Origin of the sequence: Enterococcus sp. AZ179 (assembly GCF_050498885.1) — a bacterium.
GTDB classification, from domain to species: Bacteria; Bacillota; Bacilli; order Lactobacillales; family Enterococcaceae; genus Enterococcus_D; species Enterococcus_D entomosocium.
In genome coordinates, this window is the sequence record NZ_JBMHEO010000003.1 from 1 (window position 1) to 23,220 (window position 23,220).

Annotated in this window: 27 protein-coding genes; 24 read left to right on the top strand and 3 right to left on the bottom strand. The window is 36.8% G+C overall.

Features of this window, described 5'->3' with window-relative positions; all coding sequences use genetic code 11:
- Window positions 1-955 precede the first annotated feature (955 nt).
- Both IGI88_RS17630 and IGI88_RS17635 read left to right on the top strand, forming a co-directional pair.
- On the top strand, window positions 956-2,455 hold the full coding sequence (locus IGI88_RS17630; protein WP_429960974.1) for a primase C-terminal domain-containing protein: 1,500 nt from the start codon (window positions 956-958) through the stop codon (window positions 2,453-2,455).
- A 161-nt stretch (window positions 2,456-2,616) separates the two neighbouring features.
- A complete protein-coding gene (locus IGI88_RS17635) occupies window positions 2,617-2,904 on the top strand; it encodes a type III secretion system protein PrgN (RefSeq protein ID WP_429960973.1) in 288 nt (95 codons plus the stop codon).
- Between the two features lie 134 nt (window positions 2,905-3,038).
- Here IGI88_RS17635 and IGI88_RS17640 read toward each other — a convergent pair whose 3' ends face one another.
- Entirely contained in the window at window positions 3,039-4,010 is a 972-nt protein-coding gene (locus tag IGI88_RS17640; RefSeq protein WP_429960972.1) for a helix-turn-helix domain-containing protein, read from the bottom strand.
- 701 nt (window positions 4,011-4,711) lie between these two features.
- On the opposite strand from IGI88_RS17640, the gene IGI88_RS17645 reads away from it, so the two are divergent.
- The 14 genes from IGI88_RS17645 (at window position 4,712) to IGI88_RS17710 (ending at window position 10,693) form a co-directional block, all read left to right on the top strand.
- Window positions 4,712-4,924, top strand: a complete 213-nt coding sequence (locus tag IGI88_RS17645; protein ID WP_429960971.1) for a hypothetical protein — start codon at window positions 4,712-4,714, stop codon at window positions 4,922-4,924.
- 19 nt (window positions 4,925-4,943) lie between these two features.
- Window positions 4,944-5,231, top strand: coding sequence for a hypothetical protein (locus IGI88_RS17650; protein ID WP_411416092.1), 288 nt, complete (start codon window positions 4,944-4,946; stop codon window positions 5,229-5,231).
- A 498-nt stretch (window positions 5,232-5,729) separates the two neighbouring features.
- Complete coding sequence (locus IGI88_RS17655) at window positions 5,730-6,257, top strand: hypothetical protein (protein ID WP_429960970.1); 528 nt, start codon at window positions 5,730-5,732, stop codon at window positions 6,255-6,257.
- Window positions 6,250-6,510: a hypothetical protein gene (locus IGI88_RS17660; protein ID WP_429960886.1), complete on the top strand. Its 261-nt coding sequence runs from the start codon at window positions 6,250-6,252 to the stop codon at window positions 6,508-6,510. The genes IGI88_RS17655 and IGI88_RS17660 overlap by 8 nt, the downstream gene beginning before the upstream one ends.
- A gap of 52 nt (window positions 6,511-6,562) precedes the next feature.
- A complete protein-coding gene (locus tag IGI88_RS17665) occupies window positions 6,563-6,838 on the top strand; it encodes a hypothetical protein (RefSeq protein WP_429960885.1) in 276 nt (91 codons plus the stop codon).
- A gap of 28 nt (window positions 6,839-6,866) precedes the next feature.
- On the top strand, window positions 6,867-7,163 hold the full coding sequence (locus IGI88_RS17670) for a hypothetical protein (protein WP_429960969.1): 297 nt from the start codon (window positions 6,867-6,869) through the stop codon (window positions 7,161-7,163).
- Window positions 7,156-7,401, top strand: coding sequence for a hypothetical protein (locus tag IGI88_RS17675; RefSeq protein WP_429960968.1), 246 nt, complete (start codon window positions 7,156-7,158; stop codon window positions 7,399-7,401). Before IGI88_RS17670 ends, IGI88_RS17675 begins: the two co-directional genes overlap by 8 nt.
- Complete coding sequence (locus IGI88_RS17680; RefSeq protein WP_429960967.1) at window positions 7,398-7,679, top strand: type III secretion system protein PrgG; 282 nt, start codon at window positions 7,398-7,400, stop codon at window positions 7,677-7,679. Before IGI88_RS17675 ends, IGI88_RS17680 begins: the two co-directional genes overlap by 4 nt.
- Window positions 7,680-7,689: 10 nt before the next feature.
- Window positions 7,690-8,052 carry a hypothetical protein gene (locus IGI88_RS17685; RefSeq protein WP_429960966.1) on the top strand — a complete coding sequence of 121 codons (363 nt, stop codon included), beginning with the start codon at window positions 7,690-7,692 and terminating at the stop codon, window positions 8,050-8,052.
- Between the two features lie 192 nt (window positions 8,053-8,244).
- The gene (locus tag IGI88_RS17690) at window positions 8,245-8,769 is read left to right on the top strand and encodes a hypothetical protein (protein WP_429960965.1); all 525 of its coding nucleotides are present in this window, start codon (window positions 8,245-8,247) and stop codon (window positions 8,767-8,769) included.
- A 322-nt stretch (window positions 8,770-9,091) separates the two neighbouring features.
- Window positions 9,092-9,730, top strand: a complete 639-nt coding sequence (locus tag IGI88_RS17695) for a hypothetical protein (protein ID WP_429960964.1) — start codon at window positions 9,092-9,094, stop codon at window positions 9,728-9,730.
- A gap of 41 nt (window positions 9,731-9,771) precedes the next feature.
- Window positions 9,772-10,086, top strand: coding sequence for a hypothetical protein (locus tag IGI88_RS17700; RefSeq protein ID WP_429960963.1), 315 nt, complete (start codon window positions 9,772-9,774; stop codon window positions 10,084-10,086).
- 30 nt (window positions 10,087-10,116) lie between these two features.
- Window positions 10,117-10,350 carry a hypothetical protein gene (locus tag IGI88_RS17705; protein WP_429960962.1) on the top strand — a complete coding sequence of 78 codons (234 nt, stop codon included), beginning with the start codon at window positions 10,117-10,119 and terminating at the stop codon, window positions 10,348-10,350.
- Window positions 10,322-10,693 (top strand): hypothetical protein, encoded by a 372-nt coding sequence (locus tag IGI88_RS17710; RefSeq protein ID WP_429960961.1) that lies wholly within the window; start codon window positions 10,322-10,324, stop codon window positions 10,691-10,693. Before IGI88_RS17705 ends, IGI88_RS17710 begins: the two co-directional genes overlap by 29 nt.
- Window positions 10,694-11,556: 863 nt before the next feature.
- On the opposite strand, the gene IGI88_RS17715 is transcribed toward IGI88_RS17710, so the two are convergent.
- Both IGI88_RS17715 and IGI88_RS17720 read right to left on the bottom strand, forming a co-directional pair.
- Complete coding sequence (locus IGI88_RS17715; RefSeq protein WP_429960960.1) at window positions 11,557-11,958, bottom strand: hypothetical protein; 402 nt, start codon at window positions 11,956-11,958, stop codon at window positions 11,557-11,559.
- Between the two features lie 5 nt (window positions 11,959-11,963).
- Window positions 11,964-12,233, bottom strand: coding sequence for a hypothetical protein (locus tag IGI88_RS17720; RefSeq protein ID WP_413133288.1), 270 nt, complete (start codon window positions 12,231-12,233; stop codon window positions 11,964-11,966).
- A gap of 130 nt (window positions 12,234-12,363) precedes the next feature.
- On the opposite strand from IGI88_RS17720, the gene IGI88_RS17725 reads away from it, so the two are divergent.
- The 8 genes from IGI88_RS17725 to IGI88_RS17760 all read left to right on the top strand — a co-directional run bounded on the left by IGI88_RS17725 (window position 12,364) and on the right by IGI88_RS17760 (window position 23,213).
- Window positions 12,364-13,431 (top strand): LysM peptidoglycan-binding domain-containing protein, encoded by a 1,068-nt coding sequence (locus tag IGI88_RS17725; RefSeq protein ID WP_429960959.1) that lies wholly within the window; start codon window positions 12,364-12,366, stop codon window positions 13,429-13,431.
- A 156-nt stretch (window positions 13,432-13,587) separates the two neighbouring features.
- Window positions 13,588-18,219 carry a SpaA isopeptide-forming pilin-related protein gene (locus IGI88_RS17730; RefSeq protein ID WP_429960958.1) on the top strand — a complete coding sequence of 1,544 codons (4,632 nt, stop codon included), beginning with the start codon at window positions 13,588-13,590 and terminating at the stop codon, window positions 18,217-18,219.
- Window positions 18,220-18,277: 58 nt separating this feature from the next.
- Window positions 18,278-18,973 (top strand): class A sortase, encoded by a 696-nt coding sequence (locus IGI88_RS17735; RefSeq protein WP_429960957.1) that lies wholly within the window; start codon window positions 18,278-18,280, stop codon window positions 18,971-18,973.
- Between the two features lie 80 nt (window positions 18,974-19,053).
- Window positions 19,054-19,473: a type III secretion system protein PrgE gene (locus IGI88_RS17740; protein ID WP_429960956.1), complete on the top strand. Its 420-nt coding sequence runs from the start codon at window positions 19,054-19,056 to the stop codon at window positions 19,471-19,473.
- Window positions 19,474-19,498: 25 nt separating this feature from the next.
- Window positions 19,499-19,726, top strand: a complete 228-nt coding sequence (locus IGI88_RS17745; protein ID WP_429960955.1) for a hypothetical protein — start codon at window positions 19,499-19,501, stop codon at window positions 19,724-19,726.
- Window positions 19,727-19,741: 15 nt separating this feature from the next.
- Window positions 19,742-20,521 (top strand): hypothetical protein, encoded by a 780-nt coding sequence (locus IGI88_RS17750; protein WP_429960954.1) that lies wholly within the window; start codon window positions 19,742-19,744, stop codon window positions 20,519-20,521.
- Between the two features lie 3 nt (window positions 20,522-20,524).
- On the top strand, window positions 20,525-20,881 hold the full coding sequence (locus tag IGI88_RS17755) for a hypothetical protein (RefSeq protein ID WP_429960953.1): 357 nt from the start codon (window positions 20,525-20,527) through the stop codon (window positions 20,879-20,881).
- Window positions 20,835-23,213 carry a VirB4-like conjugal transfer ATPase, CD1110 family gene (locus IGI88_RS17760; protein WP_429960952.1) on the top strand — a complete coding sequence of 793 codons (2,379 nt, stop codon included), beginning with the start codon at window positions 20,835-20,837 and terminating at the stop codon, window positions 23,211-23,213. Before IGI88_RS17755 ends, IGI88_RS17760 begins: the two co-directional genes overlap by 47 nt.
- Window positions 23,214-23,220 lie beyond the last annotated feature (7 nt).

Consider the following 23,220-nt stretch of genomic DNA (forward strand, 5'->3'; position numbering starts at 1 on the left):
AAGTGAACGTTTATTTGTATGACGATGACACTAGAAATGAGTTATATGCCATGGGGAAATTAGTGGGTAAGCAAAACGGTGGAAAGTCTTTGATTGTGGAAAATGCATTAAAAGAGTACTTTGAGAGAAATAGAGAATACGTGGATCAAGCTTTAAAACAATTTCCCCCAAAAAAATGAAGAGCGAAAGCCCTTCTTTTTTTTGCATAATACTATTACTATTAATATCAACATTGCTAGCAATAATGATAGCTTCTTTCCTATAAGCTTATTTCATAGGCTTTCCTTGTTCCTTTATTCATTAAATCACTATAGGACTGTGCTAGTTTTGTTACTATTAATAATGCTAGCAATAATAATAGTAATATTATTATTATTTTGGATAGCAATATTATTAGCAATATTACTATCATTATCCATAGCAATATTAGTAATAATAGTAATAGCAATATTGATTTTAATAAAGATAGTAATAGTATTAGTATTATTAATGTCATTATTGCTAGCGTTAAGTCAACAATAGCAATAGAAAAAATATAAGAAAGTGACTTTACGTAATTTGAAATAAATGGTAAACTGTTGTTGAGAAAAAAACTATTTGCACAACATTGTTTTAGGTGGTAACCTAATAAAGAATTTAAAAATAAAAAAAAGAGACGGAAAAGTTAATGGATTGGACCCCACTAATTTTTCTGAATCACATACAGCAACTATGTGTTCTCGCTCGTCTCGGAAGTTATTTAAGTGGCTGGAAACCACTTATGTAATTTGATAAGTTTTTCGGACTCGCAATCCGAACTTACAAGCTTATCTTACCATTTTTTGACGAGCAACTCAATATATACATGCTTATTTGTCATGCTTTCTTTAAATTTTTTTGACATTTCTAGCCATTGAGGGAACACAAATCGGATGATTATTTGTGTTCTCTTTTTGTTTGGAAAGGATCAGTAACCATGGCAGCTTCTTTAGACGTCGTCTATTCAACAATCTTACAAAACGGTATTCGTAAATTCAAATATAAAAATAGCCGCCTTAAACCGGTCTCTTTTAGTGATCAATCGGGAAAAGGGGCTATTTTTGCCTACCGTTCAAAAGAACATATGGTTGAAGGGATTGGCCTAGTAATCACGTCTGAAGAGGGGATTATCGAGAATAACAATTCGTTTAGCCATTGGACACCTAACGTTTTTCGCTATGGGACGTATGCTGATGAAGGGAGAATGTTCACGAAGGGCCATTCTGAGGACAATTTACGTCAGATTAATACGTTTTTTGTTGATTTTGACACGCTAGATCCAAATTTTGATTACGGAGAAATCATTCTGGCCAGTAATGAGCTTGGCTTTATGCCAACGATGGTATTACGGACAACTCATGGATACCAGGCATTTTATGTATTAGATAAACCTGCCTATGTAACAAAGAAATCCAACTTCAAAGTGATTAACGTGGCTAAAATGATCTCCAATAATCTGCGAAATAAATTAGCGAAAGACTATGAATTTCCAGTTGATGTTAATGCAAACCATTTTGGAATCACTCGTATACCTACAGAAGAGAGTGTTTTATTCTTTGAGCCAGAGTACCGTTATAGTTTCGAAGAGTGGATCAATTGGTCGATGAGAGTGGATGCTGACAAGAGTTCTGAGAGTAAGAATGTCTTTATCTTGCCGTCAAACCAGGAGTTTCGTCAGGTCGATGAGCCGTGGTTCCAGCTGTTATTAAGGAGTCAAAAAATTCAAGGAGAGAAGGGGATCTATGGCCGAAATAACGTCATATTTACCCTGTCTTTGGCCTACTTTTCTTCAGGATACGAGATTGAGGAATGTGAGTTAGCTATGCTTGAGTTCAATGATCGATTAGCAAGTCCATTGACTGACCGAGAACTGACTAGGATTATTCGATCAGCTTATTCAGGAAAGTATCAAGCCGCACATAGAGAAAAAATTGTTGTATTGTGCCAGGAGTGGGTCGATACTAATCTCTCTGAAGAGCAGCTATTCAATAAAAAGCGTGGGTGGTGGAAATTCAAGAAGGAAAGATCTGTGCGCAAGTATTCTCATAGTCATGAATGGGCAGCTGATTTGCTGGCTTATTTGAACGAACAGTCCTATACCTATAAACCTTATATCGTTTCTACAAAAAAAGAGTTGAGAGAAGAATTAAAGATTCCGGAACGTTCCCTTGATAAAGTGCTGAAGCAACTGAAGAACGAAAATAAGATCTATTTCCGAGTTCGGGCCGGCCGCAATGGCGGAATTACTTTAGCCTCTGTTCACGGCTTGATGCGATCAATCATTCGAGTTAAAAAAGAGGTGCAAGAAGCGTATTTCCATGCGATTTCTGAGGCCTTCGGCTTGGGCCGGACATTTATACAAGAGACGTTGAAACAGCTGATAGAGCCTAAGAAAACCGCCGTACAAATGGATTTATTACAACTCGATTCCGGATAATATTAAAACCCGCAAACTGCCTTTTACATTATATCTATGATACTTCTGGCTTTTCTTTGGTTTCTGATCTGTCTTTTTGCCTAGTGTCTTGCTTGCCAGGTTTTACAAAGAGATCTATTATTATCACATACGCGATAATACGCTGGAGGGGGTTACCGTCTATGTCAGTGAATACTTTTGTTTATCCTTATCCTGTGTCTGTTTTTATTATTAAGCAGCTAGGGATGTCTGTAGAGGAATTTTGTGAGTTACATGATTATAAGCAAAGTACTGTAGCCACCTGGTCTTATAGAAATCGTCCTGTGGGGTTATTACCTTGTGACTTTCTATATTGCTTAAGTTTGTCCGCTGGGTGGTCAATGGATATGGTTTATAAAGAATTGCTAAAGTTGGAAGAGGAGTTTCTTTTGAGTATTGATCCCAAAAAGAAAAAGAAGTACGTTGATTAGGCTATTAGAGGGTTTGAAGGAGAAATTGACTTTAAAGCTTATCCATGGGCTACATAATCTTGTGAATTATGTTTTTTAAGGTGATTTCTTTATTTATAACACTCAGAGGGCAAGTAATTCTCTGAGTGTCTGTTTCAATTTATGATGTAGTTTATTTCTTTTAGCGGTAGTTTACCTGCTAATGTGTTTTTGATTGATGGAATGCAGGCTTCAGCGTAGATATGCTTTACTGGTGATTTACTGATGTTATATATTAATTCTTCAAGAAAATCTTCTAGTTTTTTTATCGCTTTTTTTTTGGCTTTTTCGTTGTCCGCTATGTAGTAATCATATCGGTATTTTGAAACTCTGTATAAGATTACGTGATCCGTAGAGTACTTTATTTTTTGATAATTAAACAGTGAGGATAATAATTTTTCTGCGTTATCTAGTAGTTTTTTCTGTAGATCAGGTTTAGCATAAAGCGCTCGATCTATTGAGCTATCAGCTAGATTTGAGAGTGCTTCCGGCAATTGATATGAGTATCGCGAATTTAAGGATGATATTTGTTCAAATTCATATTGGTCGAAAAATTTTGAGATATGCAAAATTTGTTCATCTGAAAAGTGAACAGTAAAATCTATGATAAATTGAAGATAGATTTCAGTTATCATTTTTCTTTTTTTCAGTTCTGAATAAACATTATCGGTATCCTTAGCGTTTATTTTGGAAATTTTGGGACTAAATTGATGGAAATGTTGGCGTATATAATAAAAGTACCGTAAAAATGCTAAAGATGTGTTTTTGTATTCATTTGCGGTTTGAAATAACTTCTCTAATCTTTTTATATCCAATTCTTGTTTGAGATCATTTTTTTGATTGAGACATACTTTAATTTCAGCGATGATGTAAACCATACGATTGTCCTGTTCTTTTTGAATATTATATACGTCGGATAATTGTAGTCCTAAGCGATTAGCAAATTCTTCGACGTTTTCGATTGGTAGGGTGCGCTCACCATTCTCAAATCGAGAATAAGTTGATTGTGAGACAAGACCTTGGTAGATTTCTTTTTGCGTGAGATGTAGTTTGATGCGTATATATTTTATGGTTTCATGGAATTGCATAATTTCACTCCGATTATATTTTTTTATTTAAAAATGCTTAATTAGCATATTTTAAAGTTTTACTTGAAGTTTATTGATGTAATTGCAATAATGAACTCAGATATCAAATTAAATTGTGCACAAATTCAAAGGAGGTTTAGTCATGTTTGAATTTTTAATTGATGTATTTAATATTCAGATCACTCGTCCGTAATTAGTATTCATACTAGGGGATTATTTGAATTATTGCCCAAGTAAAAAAGCATGCAGCTCTGTATTTTCGAAAATTACTTGCGAAAAAAACAGAACAATGCTATGCTTTTTGTGAAAATGAAATATTGTCAAAAATAAAAACAATTAATGTTTAAATATATTTTTTTTGATTGAGCAAGCTGAAGTTTTATTTCAGGCAATCAAAAAAGGGGATGCGACATGCGATCAGGCTCCTACACCTGAACACATGTATGCATGAATATTAGATGAAATACGGCTCTAATATCATGGTGCATGCCCCCTCTGTTGAGCTATGCCCAACGAGGTTTAGTTTAGCATAGAATAGCTTCTTCGTCACGCCCAAAATGGGGAAGACGCAAGACGTTTCTAGCTAAACTCTCGTTGGAAAGAGCTGAGCAGCAAGGGGTGTCACGTGATTTAGGTCACGTGACACCCTTTTTTGTTTGTCTGAAAGTATAATACCAAATTTCATTAGTATTTTGGAGGTGTTGAGACTGGATCAAAAGGAATTTCAAGAATTTCTTAATGAAAATCAAGGAAAAATCTTTACGATCGAACAATTACAACAGCAGAGACGAGAAAATCGCTTGCCTGAAGTAAACGTGGCCAACTTTTTAGCGTTGATTCGCTATACCAATCGTGTTCGTCGTGATTATAGGCGAATAGATGGCCAGCTGGAAAGTGTATTTCAAATTATTTAACGAGAAAGGATTAGCAAAAATGGTTGTTACAAGAAGAAAATCGAAAATTCGAGCAGTGACTTCAGTCTGCTCGTTGTCTGACATTGAAAATCGCGCGTTGTCTATCCGGTTATTTGATCAAACAACCTGGATCAATATGGGCGACGGACGGATAATAAATCCTCAAACCAAAGAGATTGAAGCATTGATCAAAAAATTCGATGAGATTCGAACTGCCACGCTTCCTGGCAAAATAGTTTTTGCCAAACGTTACAATCGTTGGGACCCACTGTGCTTAGTGGAAAAACCTTATAAAATCCGATCATAAAGGATCAACACTAGATTAAAAAGTATTTCTACTTGCAAGTGAACACTTGCGTGTCCTTTGAAATGAGAATACACAAGAATAGCAAAAAAAGACGTGGGAGTCTGACTGTCTATAACACGTCGCTATTCACACAAAGGACAGGGCTTAAAGCGACTGTTGGATAGCTTTAAGCATTGAAGTTTCTATGGATTCCTGGCAGACAGCTTGCAGATGGATGTCTGGGCTGGGCATTACTGGTAGTGAAGAAGTAGGAGAGGTAGCTCGGAATCCTAAACCGGCAGGTTCTCACTAAACCTAAAAGTGATTCCAATAATCATTTGTGAGTAAAAATATTTTTTAATCGATCAAACTAATTCTCTTCTGTGATCAATCGATAAAGCTGAAAAAGTTGTTCTTCTCTTTTATTTTTAACAATAGAGGCGGTCCAAAGGAGCAGCAATCTAAGAATGATTGAGCGATTTCAGAGGATGTTAACAAATTTGTCGAAGGAGAAAAGATATGCAAAAATCATTTGACGCTGATCAGAAATACAGGGAGACCATGTCAAAAATAAGTCTCCTTGAGGCAGATGAAATAAGAAATGATTGTGAGATAAAGTTAGAGAAGTTAAGGTTTAGAAGGTCAGAAACAATTGAAAATTTGAACAGAATGTCATCAGCAATTGATGATAACATTTCTAAACGAATGAAATGTTTACTACGTTACATCTTCCCAGAGTTCATTGCTATGATTCCAATTTGCTTTTTAGGTTTAATCTATTCTATCACACAAATCCTTATTCTGAATTACAGGGGAAGTGGGGATTTGGTAGGAATTTTTAGATATTTGGTTCTTGCTTTCGTTGCAACTATTTTTACTCTTGGTTGTCTGGCAATTTTGGTAAAAAATGCTTATATAAAATCAGATTATATCAAGATGGTTCGATCTCTGGGAAGTGAAGTTAAAATAATAGATGCAGAGATTGAATTGGTAATTAAGCTGTTTTTTGAGCAAAGTTTCTCTTCTTTAGGAGAATCTTATGAGTGAGATCGAAAAATTGCTGGCATTTATGGATTCTGGCAGAAGAAAAAAGATTTTGTTAGCTAATTACTTTGAGTTGCAAGAACAAAAAGGAACGTGGAACAATAAAAGATCAATTGATTTACGTCGTGAAATCAGTAATTCGCCATACTTTGAAGTTACTTACATCAGGAAACAGGTCGATAACGATAGTTGGAAGACCGAAACGCAATTAACAATTAAATCCAAATATACTTGTAAAAGAAATAGAAGCTTGTAGGAATTCCTGCAAGCTTCTATTTTTTTCATTCGGAAAGGAACGAGGAATATCTATGGAACAAAAACAGGCATATTGCCAAATCAAAAAGAAACATTGCCAGGTGTTTAAGGCTGGTCACACGAGCAAATACGTTGATAAAGGAGAGTACTACCTCGGTATCGAGTATCGGATTTTCAATAGCGGTGCGTTAGACATTCATGATCTTCGTTCTGGTAAAGGAATTGAGATCTTAGAAACTGAAGAACGTTTTGATATCAGAAAAATTCATAAATCTAATAAAAATGTGTTGCTATTTCTAAAAAATCCTAAATTATTGGCGGATTTCTAAGGCGAGTACATTTGAAAGGAGCATTTTTGTGAAGCAATTAGAAGATTATATCAGGTCAGGGTGGAAATTACAGGTTACGTTAACTCCCAGCGATCAAGGAGTTAAGTACAAAGCGTGGGCATACGATCATTCGGATAAGGAGTTGTTAGCACTAGCAGGAGAAGGAGATTCAATGAGCGCTATGCTTAGAGATCTTCAGGAATGCGAGGAAGAACTTTATCCCCATTTAGTTAACGATGGAAACCATATTCAGAGCAACCGAACTGAAAAGCTACCAACGGTTTTTAGAATGGGAAGGCCTGAAGGGATGAGAACTAATGGATAGTACTACATGGCCACTTGCCGATCCAAGGTTGTTGTTATTGAACGAACTCAAAAGGATCTATATCTGGCAGCATAGTCATGCATGGGATATTTTTTACTATTTATTGGAGGGCGACAAAGATATGTTTGAAAAAGAGTTTATACAAGTATTCAACAATCTAAATGAAAATGAATCCCTTCAGGTTGGACAAGAGTTTTTATCATGGGTTCTAAGTGAAAGTGAGGCTGATAAGTCATGAAGATGGTTGTTGAAAAAATAATTGATGGAATACAGAAATACGAAGTAGTAGAAGCTGATAGTGCACCACAGGCTCTTAATCAATGCAACTTTGATCGATTTCTCGATGAAAATTGTGATTCAGCTAGTTACAATCAGGAGGTTGTTTACGTCGGTGTATATGAAATGGGGCAGACGAATCTTCTTGAAGACACTGAACACATAGCTAATGTCCATAGATTCTATCGAGAAAAGTTGATCCAAAATGGATTTGATCCTGATACCTTCCAAAAAATATAAGGTGCTCTCTATGGAAAAGTTTGTCATTTTATTATTTCATTCGCTGGCTTTGTACCTTGCTTATTTTGCTTACAACGTTACTCAGAAAAATAAAAATTTGATCAATTACTATCTGAATCCATTGAACAGGATAGAGATTTTAAAGCAATGTTTTTACGATCGATCAGAAAAAAAGAGGATACTGTTAGAAATTGGTCGTTGTATTTGCCGTATACAGCTGAATAAAGATAAAAGCTTTATGAACTATGAACGCAGAGAAAAAATAAAGGATTTGAAGCACTTAGAATATGAAATTATTTCAGGTAGCTATCGAGAAATATTAGGTGAACTTTCTGAAGAAGATCGCAAATTCGATAATTGGGATTCATTTTGATTCGTATATGAAGTCAAAATTATATAAGGAGAAGTGGTATGGAGATTTTTCCAACTATTATGATTTATGTAGGATTAGATATCTACTATTCAGATTTGGTCGTTTTTTTTCTGATGTTGATAGTTTTATGCCTTTTTCTCATTAATAAAATTTTAGATACATCGACACATAATTAGGAGTGAGGAAAAACAAATGAATAGAAAAAAAGTATTGTGGCTCGTCGCAGTGCTATATCTTTGCATAATAGTATCCATGATAACTGTTTTTGGGTTAATAAATCAGCAGCGTAAATTCATAATTGACCTGGGCGAATTGAATGCGGGACTTCGAATGATCAATTTGATGTTACTAATTCTAACAGGTGGGCTAGCAATTTTAACTAGGAAAATTCTTCCAACAGGCACAAACGACGAAGGAATATCCGAGAGTGATAAAGAGACTGTTGATACAGGACCAGAAGTGAAATTAGAAGAACGTGTAACTGAACTAGATATCGAAAAGGAAGAGAAGGTAGAAAAAAAAGAAATTTTGTCGATCTATCTATCCAGTGGAGAATCATTTTTTCATGAAGTAGATTCAACAGGCCTCAATAGTCAAGAGATAATCGCTGCTTGGATGAATATGAAACCTGGTGGAGAGCTAGTTGTTGAAGATTCTGACGGCTGGTCAATGTATGTAATGGATCAGATTACTGCAATCACTATTTTACATTGTTGATGGATAGTGGGCTGTTTTGTTGAAGCTGTATTCTATAGAAGCTAGACCATGCTACTGTTCGGAGAGGTTCCTTTTCTTGGAAAGAAGGGGAAGTCATTAATTGACAGATTTTATGGAATCGAGGATAGAAAATGAAAAATCCGAATGATTTAATTGTGCTAATACTTTTATCTCCTTTAATAATGCTGATTCGGATTCGAAATAAACCCGATGGATCAGTAGTTAGAGTATGTGATTTGTTTCGTAAAGCTAATTGGAAAAAATACTATGAATGAAGAATAGGCGATAACAGACAGAAATCATAGAATGGAGAGGCTTTATCATGATGGGAAAAAAGCAGCTGGAAGGCTTCCTTAAGACATTTTCGAACGACAAATCTAAAGAGATTATCTTATGTGATCCTAAAAATCAAAATCAGATAGTGTCAGAACTCAACAAGAAGCAGCAAGTGCTAGTGAACGATGTAAAATCAGGATATTTTATTGATGTTGTACTTGTCGAAAATTGGGAAATTGAAAAAGGATTGGTGGAAGATCCGATTATCGGTAAGAATGGGCAGTATTATTTCACTCTAGGAGATAATTTTGATTCGAGTGATATTTCTTTGTTTATTTCAGATGCAAAAGAAAACGTTATGGAAAAAATATCATACGAAATTATAAATGATAAACACCAGCACATTGAAATATATAGAGATATGCGCTCAAACGAGTTTATAGGTATTGTTAAAAATACTGTGAGCAATAAATTCTCATTAGGAATTGCTGGTAATGGAAGTAAATCTAGATTTTTCTGGTTGAAAGATTTCAATGAAAATTTAGCGCAGGGATATATTAAACTAGTTCAAATAGAAAATGGATTGGGGATAGAGGTTATAGATACTTACAATTTGGAGTCCAAAGAAGAAGAAGAAGACTTTTTAAATTCTGGATACATTAAGGTTGGTTATCCGTCACGATAGTTGATTAGTTTTAGAGATAACAGAATTAGGAGGAAAAAAGCTTGAATAATGAATTTTTGAATCAGTTAAATGAGCTAATAACAGCTTTTAAAGAACATCATGAGGATGTATTTTCTCCTGTTGAGATTGCAAAAACAAGTGAATGTGATTTTTGTGAAGAAAATAAACAAAATTCGAACTTCAAGCATGAATTGATGGAAGACACTGAATATGTAAGCCAGCCAACTCTTAATGCTCTAGGGGATAGTTTGAAAGGAGTTATATTACAGAAAATCAAAGGATCACACTATTGTCTATTAATGGAATATTCAACTCCGGTAGCTATTAAACCGAGATTCACAACACTAGTTGATTAGCGGAAGAGATAACGGAATGAGGTGAGATTTATGAAACATGTTTGGATTTTGATTTCTACACCAACAGGAGACGATCCAAGTCCCGCCATTTTTTCTAGCAGAAAAAAAGCTGAAAAGGCTTTTTGGGATCAAGTTAAATATGACCTAAGAGCAGGACTCAAAACAGAGACCACGGCAGATAATCAGAATTTGTCATGTGTATCTACAATCGAAAAAACAGGGGATCAAATGGTTCATGATGTTAAAAGAGTTAAAGTTCATTAGCGACAGAGATTGTAGAAAGCGAGGTGTGAATTTGATTAAACCGAACACTATATTTTTAAATGGCAGAAAAATTGGAACCTATGAAGCTATGCTTACTGCTGGGTCAGGACACATTAATTTTAAGGGGTTTGAACCATACGAGAAAAAAATTGACGGCAAAAAACTTTATAGGTTATTACTACCTATTCGTTTTAGCAAGTGCAAATACAATTATTTAACTGCCACGGGCATACACGGAATGACTGATTTATTGAGTATGGTGCCACAACTCACAGTTCAAGAAATCAGGAACATTGACCCCAATCTAATGGCTCTTGCGACACCTGTTGAAGAGGAAAAGTGATTGTGGCGTGGGCTACTTTAGTCAGTAATCCACCAAAATAGTTGATTAATAGAAGAAATACATGAAAGGAAGGTTTAAGTTAATGGTCTATATTTTAAGTTTTGTTGGATTTGTACTTTTTATGTTCATTTTGTTAGCTTTATATAGCTGTTTAGTTATTGCTGGAAGGGCCGATCGGCGATACGAAGAAATGAAGAATAATAGCGATTCGAGCTACAAACTTTATCAGAAATATTAGTTTTCAGGAAGGTATTTAACAAGAGAAATTATTCTGAAACAAATATGGAAGCACGAAAAGACCAGACATAATTAAGTCTGGTAGTAGTCGTTGCTGACTAAACTTAAACTACCATTTTTTAACATTATATAACAATAGTAATAAAAAATGATTAGTATTTATTAGGATATTAGTAGAAAGAAAAGCAGCTATTTGGTATTCTTAATATATAAATTCAATAAAATAGTCATTTTTTTATAATTAATAGACGTTTTTTGAAAAATATTTAACCAATAGAAAATGGTGTTACTATGCAAAAAAACGCAATTTATAACATATTTGGTGAACCGATGGTTCTAGAAAAAGGAAAACTCTATTCTTGTTATGTAGGAAAAAAGGGGATTGTCTGCCGAGAGGAAAAGCGAACACGGTCGAAAAAAGCTGAGAAGTTATAGACTGTTTTGATTCTTGGCTGAGATTTGTCAGGGACAACAGCTTAAATAATCCATTTACCAATGTGTCAAAACAAGAATGGCCTTTTTGTTTGATCACTTCCATTGTTGTTGCGTCTCTTTCAGTGCGAATCTCTCCTAAGACTTACACGCTGAAAGAGTTCCTTGGCAAATTTCAGTTAAGAATCATTTGCTTAATCAAGTGGGTAGTAATAGAAATAGTCTAACGCATCAGTTGCTAAACCAAAAGTATCACCTATAACGAATGTATCCGGACTAGCAATAATATCGGCTAGGCTAAAAGTACTTGATTCACGATCAACAACCGTTAGGGGAAAACTAAACTCTTCTTCGTTGGTTGAAACTGTCGCAGCATTTGCGTCCTCAAAGTGAACAAAAGAAATCAATGCTTCGCCTAAGTCAATCAGGTCTTTGTTCAAAGCCACTTGTAGCTGTTCAAAAGCAGAAAGCTCATTTATATTCGAGCTTTCTACAGTTTCGCGGTATTCATTCCTGGTATTGCGAGTTTGGTAGATCAAAAGACAACTGATACCAATAAAGAGAATTGGTAGAATGTAAAATATTTTTTTCTTCAATCTAGTTATTCTCCTTTCTTGGGTTGGCTAGATAAAGAATTTTTACGTGCCTCAATTCTTTTTGCGTAAGTTTCTATATCACTTTTTAAATAAAGCCTTACCGTTCTTGTTCCTGTACCATACTCTAAAAAGGGGACAACATATTTTAGATTAATTGCTTGCGAAAAGGCTGCGTAACTTTGACCTGTAAGCTTTGCTGCTTCATTCCGAGTAATAAGATTTTTTTTTGCCCAGGACTGGACATCTTCTAAAGTCTCTAATTTCAATAGATTCACCCCTACTAATATTGTAATAATAAACTTATTATACTGAATTGAGAAAAAATTTCAAATAACTATTTACATATCATAGTTAGTTTGTTATCATAAACTTATAATAAAAACGCAAAGAAAGAAGGAAGAATAAATGAAATTATTAAAAGTGTTAGCTGTCGGAATCACAGTTGGTGGAATGGCTTTAGCTATTCATACGGAAAAGGCTGAAGCGGCAGAATGGACGCCACGTTCAGTCGAACAAATCAAGGCTGATATTTCTGGAAAAGAGTACACGATCGTATGGGGAGATACACTTAGTGCCATAAGTGAAGCTACTAATATTACAGTAGAACGTTTAGCACAATGGAATAATATCAGTAATATTGATTTGATTTTTGCAGGCAACAAATTGGTATTTGAAGGAAACGTCGTTTCTTTGAAAGATTCTGATGGAAATACGGTTAGCCAAGCAGTGATCCAAGACCAAGATAAAAATGATCCAACGAAACCAATCGGTGGTGGTTCTAACACGTCTAACAACGGCAATGGCTCTGGTAGCAACACCAATCCTACAACACCTCCGGCAAGCGGAGACAACGGCTCTGGAAGTGATAATGGAACAACGACACCTCCAACTGGTGGTGACAATGGGCAATCAACAGATCGCGAGATCACAGTTACTATTGTAGGCGAGAATGCAACGTTTACACGTTTCCGTGTAGGCCCATTCAACAATACTGATGAAGCTTCTCAATGGGTTAAAGAAAACTATCCTAATGGTATTAAAGGATACGAGGTACACCCCGACGGTGATTACATCTATATTGAATTTGAAATTGCCAAAGATGATCAAGTCACACCACCAACAGATGGAGATAATGGTTCTGGTGGAGACAACGGATCAGGTGGTGGAGAAACAACACCTCCAGGAGGTGGCGATAATGGTACCGGTGGAGGAGATAATGGTTCAGGAGGCGGAGATAACGGAAATACTACTGATCCAATCTGGAACGAAGACGGTACACTTAACAATTTAGGTATTATCACAAATGTTGGTAATTCAGGCAAAGTATTCAAAACCTTCGCTCAAGCACAAGCTTATGCTGAATCCGAAACAAGTTTGTCTGGACTATATCCATCTAGTCAATACAGTATCTATTCAGCTTTAAATGCAAATGGTTTAGAAGTTGGACACACTGTTCATTTCGCTGATAAATAAAAAACAGTTTTAGAGTAGAGGACAAGCCAAAAGGTTTGTCCTTTTTTGAGGTGATATTATGTATAATAAATGTCGAAGTCCCTCTGAATTGAATAGTTTTTACAAAGACGAATGAAGAATCATTGGTCTTTTTTTATTATTTATGAGGAGGATATTATGAAAATAAAGAAATGGCGAAAGATAATAAGTCTGTTTGTCTTATCATTTGTGATTACTACGAGCTTACCAGTGGAGATTTTCGCAGAATCAGTTGTTGACCGTGTTTCAGAGAGTTCAACTGATAATAAAGAAACCAAAGAATCTGAAAACTCAAGCAAGAGTAGTGATCAGGATGATGAAAAACAAAGTGTTACAGAGGCGGACAATAAAGACTTTATCGGGCCGATAAAAACAGGTGAGAGTCAAAATGCAAATGATGGACCGAATGTCGAAGTGAGAGAAGTTCCTGAAGATATGAAACAGTTTTTTATAGGTGAAAAAGACTTACATTCACTTGGTTCATATTCAGAGCAAGAAGAGCTGGCAGAACAATCAAAAGAATGGCAAGCCCTGAAACAGGAAAGTTTTGCGAGAAGTACTACTTATCGCTTATCAGAAAATGGTCGGATGACTGCAAATGTAGCAAGATACACACCAGATGGCACATGGTATACGCATGATATTATCATTCGTTGGCAGATTGATGGCGAAGATGTATTTTGTATTCAAGAAGGTGTGTTTACTGAAGCAGGCATCAATTATGAAGCAAGAGCTGATCTAACGGCGATCCAGGGAAGTAATAGTTTCCGAATGAGTTTGATCGGTTATTTTGGTTATTACAGCCAACGTAGTATGGAGAATTACGCACTCACTCAAATGCTGATTTGGGATGAATTGGGTGGTAGCTTCATTAATTACGGTGTCTTCGGTATGTCGAAATACAACACGTTCAAAAATACTGTTAATACAGCTATTTCGAATTACAGCTTACGTCCGTCATGGCATAACACAAAAATCCAAGTAAAAGTTGGCGAAACAGTAAGAATTCCTGATACAACAAATCGCTTCGCTTCTTGGAATGGTGAAGTACGTGCGAATACAGCGGGGGTTAGAGTAGAAAAAAGTGGTAATGATCTATTAATCACCGCCACAGCTAGCTCAAACACTGAGGGAGCTGTTCAGCTAAATAAGCATGGAAGCGGTGAGTCCGGAGTCGGTACCGCGTATGCTTATACGCATGGATCTGCACAAGACCTGGCAAGACTATATTTATATGACCCACTTTCGGCTCATTTAAACATTGAAGTCTTAAAAGAAGGGCATGCACGAGTTCGAAAAGTGGATGAAACAACAGGAGAAGCATTAGCTGGTGCTGTTTTCCGCTTTACTACAAGTGACAACCAATCCAGAGAATTTACGACCAATGCACAAGGAATCGCTGAATGGCGTGACTTGATGCATGACACAGAAGTAACGATGGAGGAAATCAAAGCCCCAACAGGGTATGTCTTAAATAAAACACCGCAAAAAATCACGATTCGGGCGAATGAAACGACCACAGCGACGTTTGATAATCGCGCGCAACTAGGAACGATCACAATTGATAAATCCGGTGTCGAGTTTGATAAAGATATGCCAAATGGTAATTATACTTTAGCAGGAAATGTCTTTGAGATTTACGAAGGAACAGGCACCGATGGTAACTTAGTAGATACGATCACGACAGATGCCAAAGGAGCTGCTAAAAGCAGAAACTTGCCTTTAGGCACCTACACAGTGAAGGAAATCGAAGCGTCTGAAGGCTTTGTGCTGAACACAGACACATGGACGGTGGAAATTGAGTATGCCGGACAAACCGTGGAAATCACAAACGTTGATCAAGCAATTGAAAATAAGGAACAAAAAGGCAATGTTGTCTTGAAGAAACGTGACAAAGAAACGAACGACGTCCCACAAGGGGAAGCAACCTTTGAAGGTGCGAAGTTTGATTTGTTCCGTACGTCTGATGATGAAAAACTAGGCACCTATACGACAGACGCAAACGGTGAGCTGACCGTTCGTGATCTTCTTTTAGATAACTATTACTTTGTTGAGGTAGAAGCCCCTGAAGGATACGTGATTGATGATACACCAGTACCTTTCACGATCGCTTATGCCGGACAAACAGCTGAAATCGCAGTTGAAGCAAATGCTACAAAAGAAAATCAAGTGATCACTGGTGGGTTTGACTTGATCAAAATCGGTAACTACAGCTGGTGGAATAACGCTTGGAACTGGATCACAGGAAAAGACGAATCAGACCAACCCCTGGTATTAGAAGGCGTTGAGTTTACAGTGTATCAAGACTTTGGAAACAAAGAAGAAGTCGCACGAAAAGAGACGGATGCAACTGGCCATGTAAAATTTGATGGACTACCGTACGGCACGTATCGCGTTTCAGAAACAAAAGTACCAACAGGTTTCGACGGAATCAAAGATTTTTATGTTACGATCACAGAGCATGGGCAAAACTTCCACTATGTGATTGAAAACAAAGTGAAAGAAGCGCAGATTCGGTTTGTGAAGGTAGATGAAGAAACTGGCAAAGAAATCGTTCGCGATCGTGCTGGGTTTGAAATCTATTCAGAAACAACCGGAGAACAATTGAAAATGAAAGACTTTGAAGGTGTGGAACATTCAGTCTTTTATACCAATGAACAAGGTGTCTTACAACTTCCTACATGGTTTGCGTTTGGCAAATATAAAGCCGTTGAAGTCGAAGCGCCTACGGGCTATGTATTAGCTGATGAACCCGCTTATTTTGAAGTGACCGGCGAAGAAGAAGACGGTGTTGTAGTTGTAGTGATCACGAACAAAAACCAAATGGGTCAAGTTGAAGTAAACAAAACCGTTGAGACGAATGTATCTATTTCAACACAAGAAAGTGAACACGGCGAGTATAGCCAATTTGATTTTGAGCAACATGCAGGCGTCGGTTTTGAGTTTAAGATTCGCCCAACGCAAGATATCGTAACGGGAGACAACACGGTTCGTTATCCAGCTAACGAGTTCTTACAAGAAGATGGCGAGGATCTTGTTTGGACGACGGATGAAGAAGGACGTTTCGTTACTGATCCAATTCTCTATATCGGAAGCTACGAGCTCGTCGAAGTTGGCGCACCAAAAGGTGTCGTCTTATTAGAAGACCCAATTCCTTTTGAAATCGAGTATGCCGGACAGGCGCTAGAAATCACTTCAAGCAATTTAGAAGTAGAGAATTTCTTGCAAGATATCAATATTTACGGTCAAAAGGACCAAGAAGTAGTGGTTGATTGGGCAGAGGGTCAAGCAGTGATCGATGTCGAAGCAGCGAACAATGGTCAAGTTTTTGCCTTACGTTTAGCCGAAGAATTGACGATTGGGGAGTCCGTTCTTGAAGCAGATACAACATTGCGCTACACAACGGTAGAAGATGGAATCATTGCTTTTGAAGGACTGAAGTTACCGAATCAGACGATTCGTATGTACCTTCAAGAAGTAGACGCTGGTTCTGATCACGTATTGAATGAAGCGAAATACTTCTTCACTTATGAGCCAGAAACTAACGAGCAAACACATGATATTCATGTATCTGCTAAGCAAACAGAAATGGAAGGGTCGGAAGAAGATCCTGAACAGCCAAATGAAGAAGAGCCAGCTGAAGAAGAAGAAAACACTGAAGAAACAGATGTTGAAGCTGATCAAGAAAATGAAAATGAGTCAGAAGATACAGAAGCAGACGCTGATGCTTCTGAAGAACAAGACAACGATTCGAACGAAACTGGGGAAGCAGAACAAGAAGACGCTGAAGAAGAGTCCGACGCGATTTTAAACAAACTGGCACGTGCCAATGTAAAAGTGATCAAGACGGACGGTATGGATCAAAAAGCACTACAAGGTGTTGAATTTGATTTGATTCGCATTGGGGAGTTCAAACAAATCGATTCAGAACAAGAAGACGAAACAACTGAAGGTGAAGAGGAACAAGCACCAGAAGAAGACGGTACTGAAGAATCTGAAGTTGAAACACCAGAAGCACCAGAAACGCTATCAGAAGGCGCAGAAGAACCAGACGAAACACCTGGCGATACAGACGCAGAAGAGGAAGAACCGACGTTAGAGGACGAAACGCGGACGGTAATTGGAACCTACGTCACCGATGAAAATGGCGAAATCGCTATTGAAGATCTACCAACTGGTCAATATGTGCTTGTTGAAACGAAGCCACTTGAGTGGTACCACGAAAATGACGAAGAGTACGCTTTTAAGATTTCAGCTGAAAATAATGGTGAAACGATTATTATTGAAGTTGAAAACAATCGCTTGGATCTGGAAGTCGAAACACTTTTTGCAGAAACAGAAACAGGAGCAAAAGTGGTCGATCCAACCGTTGATAACAAATTAACGGATTACGCTTGGGTCAAAGGTGGCAAAGAAGGCCATGAGTACTTTGTTGTGACACAATTTATCAATGTAGAAACAGAAGAAGTGGTTGATACTGTGATTTCTTCCTTTGTTTCAACAGGAGAAGAAGAACAGGAACTTCTCTTTGATGTCATGATCCCAGCGAACACCATGAAAGACGGAGACGAGTTGGTCGCCACCCACATGGTGTATAGTGACGAGGAGCTTACAGACCTTGTGAGTGATCACTTTGATTTACAAAATAAAGAACAAACTGTTAGTTTTGCGGTTGATAAAACGCAGGAGATTCCACAGGCAGGAAGCTTCAATGCTTGGGAGGAGTTTAAGTTAACGATGTATAACTTGATTCCTTCGTTTTTCAAGTAATTTAATGCAATAGAGGTGAGATCGAGAGATCTTGCCTCTTTTTTGAAAGGAGAAAAATTTGCGGGGCGTAAGGAAATTTATAAGAACTTTCATTCAAAAATTCAATAAAAAAAAGAAAAGGAATGTCCTCTATTTAACATTGGTTAGTTTGTTTTTAATTAGCAGCGTGATCTTAGGGATTATAACTTTTCGACAAAAGCAATTTGATCAAAGAGTCTATCAATTACAAGAATTAGCACTCGAACAAATGACAACGAAAGAGCCAACGTATGTTCGGGGAAATTATTCAGGAAATGACATTGAAACCCTTCAAATGAATCATTTAACAGTGGATCCCCAAGCGCTAATTGATCGATATGGTGTAGGAATGATCTCTATTCCTTCAATAAATTTACAGTTACCTATTCTTGAAGGAATCACACAAGCGAATTTAAGTATTGGCGTAGGAACTGTGCGTCCAAATCAAAAATTAGGCGAAGGAAATTTTGTGTTATTGGGTCACTATATGACTAATGAGGGGCTTTTATTTGGTGGCTTAAAGCAAGTAGAAATCGGTGATACAATTCAAATTTCTTTTTACCAAGAAAATGCTGAGTATGTTGTACAGGAAGTTAAAGTCATTCATCAAAGTGAAGGTCAGTATATGTTGAATGACCCTAGCGATCATCATTGGTTGACACTATTGACTTGTGATGGAAGTAGGGTAGGTACTGATTACCGCGTTATGGTCAGAGCTACTATAAAAGAAAAGTGATTGAGAACACGGTTTATCAAAGCCCACCAATTTGAAAAGACATTTAATATTACCATTTTTTTTTAAAAGGAGGACGTGTGTTGAAGTATGAACGACCGATTAAGAATCGAGAAGTAAAGCTGCCTTTTTTACCTGGAGTACATGAAGCTGTTATTCAACGAGTCTCAATGAAAAAATCGAAAAGCGAGAAAGATATGTTTGTTATTATCTTGGAAAATCCTGGAGGGAATGAGTCTGGCGTGTTTTGTCTAACTTTTGATACAGATTTTACAGATACCAATCTATCATTCCTTATTGCAAGTATTGAAGATAATGGCGTTGAGATTCCGTCACTAGATTTTGGATATAACAAAGAAACAGCATCCTTTCTTAAGAACAAAAAGGTTTATATCAAAGTTGAGGAATCTCATTACAATGGTGAAATCAAGCCAGCTATCAAAACATTTTTAAGTCAGGAAGAACTAGACACAATTTTAGATTCAGAAGAATCATTTGAATAAATAAATAGAAAGAAGGAAGAAATAAATGGATATCGCAGTACGAATGGTAGGAGTTTTAGGTGCAGTATTTGCAGTAAGAGGATTATTTTCAGTTTTAACGGGAGCTATGGACTTTTTCGGCGGACGAAAAAACGATAATCCTACAAAAATGGATAGTGGAATGGAGGCAATGATCACTGGAGGAACGATTGCTGGTATTTCAACAGCTGTTACTGCTGCCATTGTCGCAGCAATGAATGCGATAAGTTTTTAGAAGGTAGGTTAAAACATGCAGCTTGATCAAGAGACACTAAAAACGATTATATCAAGTCTTCAAGACTATAATCCGACCGCGTATGAATTAATGGGTCAAGTTTCAACTGCATTGATTCCTGTTGGTTTGGTGATATTATCTGTTTTAATGTATATCGAATTAGCAGAAAACAATAAACGTGTAGCTATTGAACAGGGCCAGGTGAATATGGATATGCTCATATCTGTTACATGGAAGTACGTAGTTGCTTACGCTTTAGTCATGACAAGTGGTTATATTATTGATTCAATTATCTGGTTAAACGGCGCTATTGCAACAATTATTGATCGTGTCATGGTTGATAATGCTAATCTGGAGCTTGTTTTGCCTAAAATTGAAGGAAAGCTAAGCTTTATGGAAGGGATGTTTATCAATTCCATGTTGGGACTTGCGACAATGACTTTTTGGTTAGCTGAAATCATTGTACAAGTGTTGATATTTTTACGTTTCTTCCAACTATATCTTTATAAGGCAGCGGCACCAGTGCTAGTCGCTTGTTATATAAGTGAAGAGTGGCGCTCGATATCAACTGGATATATAAAGCAGTTCATAGCCCTGATCATTCAGGGCTTTTTGTTAGTTTTAATTTTAAAACTTTACCCAGCACTAATGGCCAACGATATGTTTAGTATTGCCGCGGAAGGAAATTTTTTGAAGAACCTGGCAACGTGTTTTCTAACACTACTAAAATCGGGAGTGCTGCTATTTGTATTAATTGGTTCTCAAAATATGGCTAAACGTTGGATGGGAGTGTAGAAGATGGCCATACAATCACAATTTTATAAAGATATGTCCAAGTATGAACCTCCCTTTATGGGAAGTTTTACTAAAACACAAATAAAAATGATATTACAATCGATCCCAGGAGTTGTAGCGATCGTAATTCAAATAATCTTTGTCAAAGGAATCGCGTTTTGGATATTGTCGTTCTTTACTGGCGTCCTGCTTCTTGCCCCACCAATCCTTATTGCTCAAGGGAAGTGGGCAGAATTTAAGAAGAAAGTTGATTTTTCAATTAAACACCAAGAAAGAGTCTATCAAACAGGTCAAATACGGAGGTATGAGAAACATGAATTTATTCCCGAAAAAGGGGTCAAAGAAACTGACGAGTACTGAAAAAAAGAAGAAAGAGCGGTTAATAGACCAAGTAGGTGCCACGCCTCAAAACACCATTAATTATACGAGCAATTTTGAGTCTGGACTAATGCATATAGTAGAACATGAATACTCGAAAATGTATGAGCTAGGAAACTTGGATTATGAAGTGGCTAGTGAGGATGATCAATTAGATATTGTCGTTAGCTACGCAGAAGCCCTAAATTCTTTAGATAAACATTCAAGATATCAATTATTGGTTCTAAACAAAAGAATCCAGTCGTCTATTCTTGATGAGATCCTTTTACCATATGAATATGATGGATTTGACAAATACCGTTCTGAAATCAATACAATTATATCCGAACGATTTAAAAGGGATCAGAAAAACTTTGAAATAAAGAAATACGCAGTATTATCGACAGAAGCGGCGGATCCAAAGCAAGCGACGAGACAACTGAATACATTGTTTCAAAATTATGAAAAAAGGTTTAATGAAACTGACGTTGACTTGAGTATGGATGAGTTAAGCGGAATAGAGCGACTTAAGATCATGTCAGATATGTTAAGGCCAAATAAACATTTCACATCAACATATAAGGATATAGCTCTATCTGGATTATCAAGTAAAGCATTTATCTCACCAACTCGATTCAAATTTTACGATGAACATTTCAAAATGGATGATAAGTTTGGGAAAGTGTTGTTCATACGAAATTATCCAACTCACTTAGAAGATCGACTAATTCATGAGTTATGCAAATCTGGTAGAGAATTAGCAATTTCTATCCATGCGAAGCCTTATGACATGTCAAAATTCAAGAAAGATTTACGAAACAAAGCAATGATGAATAAAAAAGACATTGCCCAGCAGCAACGGAAGAATTTTAAAGAAGGACTATCTGAGGATATGGTTTCGGGATTGGCTTCTGAAGTACAAATGACAGCAGAAGAAATCGCCAATGAACTAAAAGATAATGGACAAAAAACATTTTCAGGTATTTTTACTGTGTTGCTGGTGGAAGATTCAAGAGAGCAACTGCAAATTGCTACAAGAGAAATTAAAGATATTGCCCAAACGTGGCATGTTGAATTTGATGATGTTTACAAGTGGCAAGAAGAAGCCTTAAATACCGTTCTACCAATAGGAAAACCATTCCTAGATGTTGAAAGAAATTACATGCGCGATATGACCACTAGTAATGTCGTAACGCAAATTCCTTTTACCAACATTGAACTTCAAAGTCCTACGGGTCAGTACTATGGCCAAAACCAAATGAGTAATAACATGATTACAATTGATAGAAAGAAAGACTTGATAACCCCATCTGGTCTTATTCTGGGTTCTTCTGGATCAGGGAAAGGTATGACGGTCAAATGGACAATGATTTTTAGTCTACTGAAGAATATGAACAAGAAGTCGGAAAAAGTCATAATCGTTGACCCTGAAAGTGAGTACTTACCGATCGGGAAGGCATTTGGTGCGCAGATTCTTGATATATCTACAGGAACCGAAAATCATTTTAATCTCTTAGATTTGCCGGATCGACGGTTTTTAGATAAAGAAGATCAGAAAGTTGATTTGGTGAAAGAAAAAGCTAATTTACTAGTTAGTTTATTTGAATCAGTTCTGAAGGACTTCTCAGACTTAGAAGCTAGTATTGTTGACCGTGTGACTCGTATGACTTACCAAGCATTTGAGGGACAAAAGAGAGTAGCTACTTTAGTGGATTGGGATCGAATTTTAAAAGAGCAACCAGAAGAAGCAGCGAAGAAACTCTCTGTGAAAATCGAGCCTTATACGACTGGTTCGCAAGATATTTTTGCCCACGAGACAAATATTGATTTGAGCGCACCGTTTATCATTTTCAATATTAAACACTTAGACGAACAAATGAAGGGGTTCGCCATGAAGGTGATTCTAGATCAAATTTGGAAACAAGTAGTCATGAACCAAGGAAAGTTGACAACAAACCTCTATTTTGATGAGTTACAGCTGAATTTTGATACGGAAGAGAATGCTTCTTGGTTTATGAAATTATGGTCTAGGGTACGTAAATATGGAGCGATTCCAACCGGGATTACGCAAAATATTTCTACATTACTAGAAACGTCACATGGTCAGAAAATGATTTCTAATAGCGAGTTCATTGTTTTACTTCGGCAGAAATTAGTGGATATGGAACATTTGAAGCGGGTAATTAAATTACCACCTAACTTAACGAAGTATATTGGTGAAAAAGTACCTAAGGGAACTGGGTTGATTTCAGCTGGGGGAGTCGTCGTTCCTTTTGAAAATCCAATTCCTAAAGAAACGGAACTATTTGAGCTTATGAATACCGACGCGAATTGAGGATTCT

Coding starts and splice junctions, on each gene's coding strand:
- IGI88_RS17630 (WP_429960974.1), top strand. CDS start 956: ATGGCAGCTTCTTTAGACGTCGTCTATTCAACAATCTTACAAAACGGT.
- IGI88_RS17635 (WP_429960973.1), top strand. CDS start 2,617: ATGTCAGTGAATACTTTTGTTTATCCTTATCCTGTGTCTGTTTTTATT.
- IGI88_RS17640 (WP_429960972.1), bottom strand. CDS start 4,010: ATGCAATTCCATGAAACCATAAAATATATACGCATCAAACTACATCTC.
- IGI88_RS17650 (WP_411416092.1), top strand. CDS start 4,944: ATGGTTGTTACAAGAAGAAAATCGAAAATTCGAGCAGTGACTTCAGTC.
- IGI88_RS17655 (WP_429960970.1), top strand. CDS start 5,730: ATGCAAAAATCATTTGACGCTGATCAGAAATACAGGGAGACCATGTCA.
- IGI88_RS17660 (WP_429960886.1), top strand. CDS start 6,250: ATGAGTGAGATCGAAAAATTGCTGGCATTTATGGATTCTGGCAGAAGA.
- IGI88_RS17665 (WP_429960885.1), top strand. CDS start 6,563: ATGGAACAAAAACAGGCATATTGCCAAATCAAAAAGAAACATTGCCAG.
- IGI88_RS17675 (WP_429960968.1), top strand. CDS start 7,156: ATGGATAGTACTACATGGCCACTTGCCGATCCAAGGTTGTTGTTATTG.
- IGI88_RS17680 (WP_429960967.1), top strand. CDS start 7,398: ATGAAGATGGTTGTTGAAAAAATAATTGATGGAATACAGAAATACGAA.
- IGI88_RS17685 (WP_429960966.1), top strand. CDS start 7,690: ATGGAAAAGTTTGTCATTTTATTATTTCATTCGCTGGCTTTGTACCTT.
- IGI88_RS17690 (WP_429960965.1), top strand. CDS start 8,245: ATGAATAGAAAAAAAGTATTGTGGCTCGTCGCAGTGCTATATCTTTGC.
- IGI88_RS17695 (WP_429960964.1), top strand. CDS start 9,092: ATGATGGGAAAAAAGCAGCTGGAAGGCTTCCTTAAGACATTTTCGAAC.
- IGI88_RS17705 (WP_429960962.1), top strand. CDS start 10,117: ATGAAACATGTTTGGATTTTGATTTCTACACCAACAGGAGACGATCCA.
- IGI88_RS17710 (WP_429960961.1), top strand. CDS start 10,322: ATGATGTTAAAAGAGTTAAAGTTCATTAGCGACAGAGATTGTAGAAAG.
- IGI88_RS17725 (WP_429960959.1), top strand. CDS start 12,364: ATGAAATTATTAAAAGTGTTAGCTGTCGGAATCACAGTTGGTGGAATG.
- IGI88_RS17730 (WP_429960958.1), top strand. CDS start 13,588: ATGAAAATAAAGAAATGGCGAAAGATAATAAGTCTGTTTGTCTTATCA.
- IGI88_RS17745 (WP_429960955.1), top strand. CDS start 19,499: ATGGATATCGCAGTACGAATGGTAGGAGTTTTAGGTGCAGTATTTGCA.
- IGI88_RS17750 (WP_429960954.1), top strand. CDS start 19,742: ATGCAGCTTGATCAAGAGACACTAAAAACGATTATATCAAGTCTTCAA.
- IGI88_RS17755 (WP_429960953.1), top strand. CDS start 20,525: ATGGCCATACAATCACAATTTTATAAAGATATGTCCAAGTATGAACCT.
- IGI88_RS17760 (WP_429960952.1), top strand. CDS start 20,835: ATGAATTTATTCCCGAAAAAGGGGTCAAAGAAACTGACGAGTACTGAA.